Below are 4,109 nucleotides of genomic sequence, written 5' to 3'. Positions count from 1 at the left end.
CCGATTGCGCCAGATGGCCTTGGAGGGAACTGAAGTCGAGGGTTGCGTGTCCTGCATGTTGTAGCGCAGTTCGACCCTCGGACTGTTATCACCCAGGCTGGTTCGGGGTTAGAAGTTTCCGCCGAGATCTCCTTGAGCATGTCGATATCGAGGGCCTGATTGGCGACCAACTTCTTCAACCGAGAGTTCTCTGCCTCGAGCTCTTTAAGCCGTTTGGCCTCGTTGGCTTTCATGCCGCCGTACTGGGCCAGCCAGCGATGCCACGTCGATTCAGCGATCTGAAGGTGCCGGCACACCTCGGCCAGTTCCTGACCGCCGGCCAGGAGCTTGTTGCCCTCAGCGAGCTTGCGGATGATCTGATCCGGCGTATGCCGCCGGCGCTTGTTCGATGCCATGTCGTTGTCGATTCTTCCTGCCCAAACACTCGGGCAACAGAGTCGCATAACAACTGGACCACCACGACGGGCTCACCTCACGTCTGCTGGTGTGCTTACAGATCGATTCTCTAACCGTATTCGCGATCTGAACGCACACCAGCGCCGCAGTCGATGCAGCCGCCGCGCCGGGCAGGACGAGCCCGGCCGCCGGTCACCGCTGCTCTAACTCTGCGATCCGGGAACTCATCGACCGGCCGAGCGCAGCCACCTCGGCGTCCATCCGTGGAAGCGACTCGGGCACGAACTTGGCCACCTGCCCCTCGCCGACCCGCGTGGACAGGAGCGGTTTTAGCCACCGGAGGGCACCGACCCACCCCGGACAGTTCACCTGGCGTTTGCGTCGCTCGATGCCGGAGACGAAGGCCGCTGCGCAGTCCTCGACAGATGTCGTCTTGTTCAGCGGGAACGGCAGCTTGAGCAACATCTCGGCGAATGCCGGCAGGTCGGCTTTCGTGTCGCGAACCAGCGGCGTGTCAATCCAGGACATGTGTGCCGAGCCGACGTCGACTCCCCGGTACCCCACCTCCAGTCGTACAGCGTTGGCGAAATGCTCGACGGCGGCCTTGGCAGCGTTGTAGGGAGCCAGACCCGGTGCTGCGGCATAGGCGGCCAACGACGAGACGATCAGCACGTATCCGCGTCGGTCGAGCACCGAGGGCAGTGTCGCCCGCACGGTGTGAAACACGCCCATGACATTGACATCCAAGAGAGTCTGGAAGGCTCGGGGGTCGACCTGTAGCACCGAACCGTACGTCGCGATTCCGGCGTTGGCCATGACGATGTCGATGCCGCCGAAGCGGTCGACCGCGCTGGCCACGGCGCTTTCCATGGCCCCCAGATCGCGCACATCCGCCAGGACGGTGTGTACCCGATCAGCGCCCAACGTCCCGGCGAGTTCGGCCAGCGGGGCCGCATCGAGGTCGGTCAGAACCAGTCTGGCTCCTTTGCCGTGCAGTTGGCGGGCGACTTCCGCACCGACACCGCGTGCGCCACCAGTGATGAAGACTGTCTTGTCGGCCACAGAACCCATTGCCGCAACCTACTCCACAGCAGATGGGTTACAACTGGATGCCCAGCAGCGCGTCGACTGCAGTGGCCACCGTGTGCCCGGCCGTGCCGTCGTGGCCTCCGTAGAACAGTGCATCGTCAGCCCAACCATCAAGCGCTGCAATCGCTTTCGGCGTATCAAGGTCGTCGGCCAGGTAGCGGCGGACCCGAGCCACCACGTCGGCGGGATCCGGTGCGCCCGCCAGGGCGGTCGCGTTTCGCCATCGCTGCAGCCGATCCTGCGCGGCGTCGAGTACCGCCTGACTCCAGAACCGGTCGTCGCGGTAATGCCCGGCAAAGAGTCCGAGCCGGATTACCGACGGGTCGACACCCTGTTTGCGCAGGCCCGAAACCAGCACCAGGTTTCCCCGGCTCTTGGACATCTTGTGCCCGTCCCAGCCGATCATGCCAGCGTGTACGTAGTGGCGCGCGAAACGCCTTTCGCCGGTGACGGATTCGGCGTGCGCGGCAGAGAACTCATGGTGCGGGAAGATCAGATCGCTACCGCCGCCCTGTATGTCCAAGTCGGTGCCGATGCGGCTGAGCGCGATCGCTGCACACTCGACGTGCCAGCCCGGCCTGCCCGGCCCGAACGGCGACGGCCAGCTGGGCTCGCCGGGCCGCTGCGCCCGCCACAGCAGCGCATCGAGGGGATCGCTCTTGCCGGCTCGCTCGGGGTCTCCCCCGCGCTCGCTGAACAGGGCGGTCATGGTGTCGCGGTCGTAGCCCGACTCGTAACCGAACTGCACGGTCGCGTCAGCACGGAAGTACACGTCGGGGTACTGCGAATCGTCGACGATGTAAGCGGCCCCGGAGGCCAACATTTTTTCGACGACCTCGATGACCTCGGCCACAGCTTCGGTGGCGGCCACGTAGTCCTGCGGCGGCAGCACCCGCAGGACCGCCATATCCTCGCGAAACAGCTCAGTTTCGCGGTCGGCGAGCTCGCGCCAGCCGATCCCGTCGCGCTGAGCTCGCTCGAACAGCGGATCGTCGACGTCGGTGATGTTCTGCACGTAGTGCACATCGTGACCGGCGTCCAGCCATATGCGGTGCACCAGGTCGAAGGTCAGGTAGGTGGCGGCATGCCCCAGGTGGGTGGCGTCGTAGGGGGTGATCCCGCACACGTACATGCTGGCGGTGACGCCGGGAGTAACCGGACGCACCTGCCGGTCTGCGCTGTCGTAAAGCCTTAGCCGCGGCCCACGCCCAGCAAGCACCGGAACACTCGGCGCCGACCACGATTGCATGGCACCGACCTTAGACATTGCCGTCTGGGACACCGTCGACGGCTGTTTCATTCCCGAGAAGATCCCGCCGCGGTCCAGCGCTAACGATCACGGCGGGCCGACCACATCGCTTCCAGGAGCACCTCGGCCACCTCCGGGCGGCACATCAGTAGGTCCGGGAGGTAGGGATCGCGGCAGTTGTACACCAGCGGGGTGCCGTCGAGCCGCGACGCGTGCATCCCGGCGGCCCAGAGAACTCCGGCCGGGGCTGCCGAATCCCATTCCCACTGTCCTCCCGCGTGCACGTAGGCGTCGACGTCACCGCGGACCACCGCCATCGCCTTGGCTCCGGCCGACCCGATCCGGACCAGTTGGATGTCGAGCTGTTCGCGGAGCCGCCACAGCACCGCGGGCGGCCGATTGGAGCTGGCGGTAATGCGGATCGGACCTGCGGTGCGCGGAGGCGGAGCGGTGACGGTGTCGGTGCGGTAAACCTCGCCGTGTGCAGGCAGAGCGACTGCGGCATCGGTGATCGTGCCATTTCCGGTGGGCCCGGCGGACGCAGAGGAGCGTTGCCACAACGCGATGTGCACCGCCCAGTCAGCGCGTCCGGGCATCGAGTACTCGTGGGTGCCGTCGACGGGGTCGACGATCCACACGCGGTCGGCATCGACCCGAGCCAGGTCATCGACTGCTTCCTCGGACAACACTCGATCGCCGGGCCGCTCTCGGCGCAGCCGGTCCAGGATCAAGGTGTTGGCGTGCTTGTCGCCGGCGCTGCCGAGGTAGTAAGGGTCATAAGAATCCAGGTGCCCAACTTGCTCGCGCATCGCGAGCAGCAACTCACCGGCCTCGGCCGCCACGCCGGCGGCCAGCGCCGAATCGGTGAGGGTCACCGCGCCAGTACACCACTTGACGTGCTCCCCACGCTGAAGGGCGGGGATTCCCGCGCGGCTACGCCGCGGTTGGGGTGCTTCCTGCTTCATCGCCTCGCGCCTCCCGATAAATGGGGGGACTTACCGAGGCTCCACAGGCGTTTAGTCTCTCCGCCCGACCGGCGGCGAGAATGACTTTGGCGGCGTTGTGGTCTCGATCGTGAACCACCTCGCACGAGGGGCACATCCACTGCCGGATCTGTAGTGGGAGTTCCTCGAGGCGGTGCCCACACCCCGATGTGGAGCAGGTTTTGCTCGAAGCCAGCCACCGCGACACCGTGTGTACGGTGCGCCCGTAGCGGTCGGCTTTCTCGCCGATGATCCGCACGAACTGACCCCACCCCGCATCGCTGATCGCGCGCGCCAGGCGGCGGTTTTTGACCATCCCGGAGATGTTGAGGTCTTCGACGTGGAGCACTTGGTTGTCGCGAACCAACGCCAAAGCCTGCTTGTGGTGATAG

General features: G+C 65.6%; 4 protein-coding genes and 2 pseudogenes. 1 reads left to right on the top strand and 5 read right to left on the bottom strand.

The window, feature by feature from the left end; genetic code table 11:
* Positions 1-64 (top strand): annotated as a pseudogene (locus ACPGXI_RS17735) (ribonucleoside-diphosphate reductase); the annotation flags it as partial.
* A gap of 33 nt (positions 65-97) precedes the next feature.
* On the opposite strand, the pseudogene ACPGXI_RS17730 reads toward ACPGXI_RS17735, so the two are convergent.
* From ACPGXI_RS17730 to ACPGXI_RS17710, 5 genes and pseudogenes are all read right to left on the bottom strand, one after another.
* Positions 98-395: pseudogene (locus ACPGXI_RS17730) on the bottom strand (transposase); the annotation flags it as partial.
* 193 nt (positions 396-588) lie between these two features.
* The gene (locus ACPGXI_RS17725) at positions 589-1,467 is read right to left on the bottom strand and encodes an SDR family NAD(P)-dependent oxidoreductase (RefSeq protein ID WP_526655300.1); all 879 of its coding nucleotides are present in this window, start codon (positions 1,465-1,467) and stop codon (positions 589-591) included.
* Positions 1,468-1,495: 28 nt separating this feature from the next.
* On the bottom strand, positions 1,496-2,734 hold the full coding sequence (gene mshC, locus ACPGXI_RS17720; RefSeq protein ID WP_526655302.1) for a cysteine--1-D-myo-inosityl 2-amino-2-deoxy-alpha-D-glucopyranoside ligase: 1,239 nt from the start codon (positions 2,732-2,734) through the stop codon (positions 1,496-1,498).
* 80 nt (positions 2,735-2,814) lie between these two features.
* Positions 2,815-3,609: a 3'(2'),5'-bisphosphate nucleotidase CysQ gene (locus ACPGXI_RS17715; RefSeq protein ID WP_526655298.1), complete on the bottom strand. Its 795-nt coding sequence runs from the start codon at positions 3,607-3,609 to the stop codon at positions 2,815-2,817.
* 58 nt (positions 3,610-3,667) lie between these two features.
* The coding region (locus ACPGXI_RS17710) for a transposase (protein WP_526655296.1) at positions 3,668-4,109 on the bottom strand (442 nt) is incomplete at its 5' end.

The sequence above is a fragment of the Mycobacterium sp. genome, assembly GCF_049608025.1.
In the GTDB taxonomy this organism is placed as follows: domain Bacteria; phylum Actinomycetota; class Actinomycetes; order Mycobacteriales; family Mycobacteriaceae; genus Mycobacterium.
Note: the sequence above shows the minus strand (reverse complement) of the source record. Positions and strands in the feature narration are given on the sequence as shown.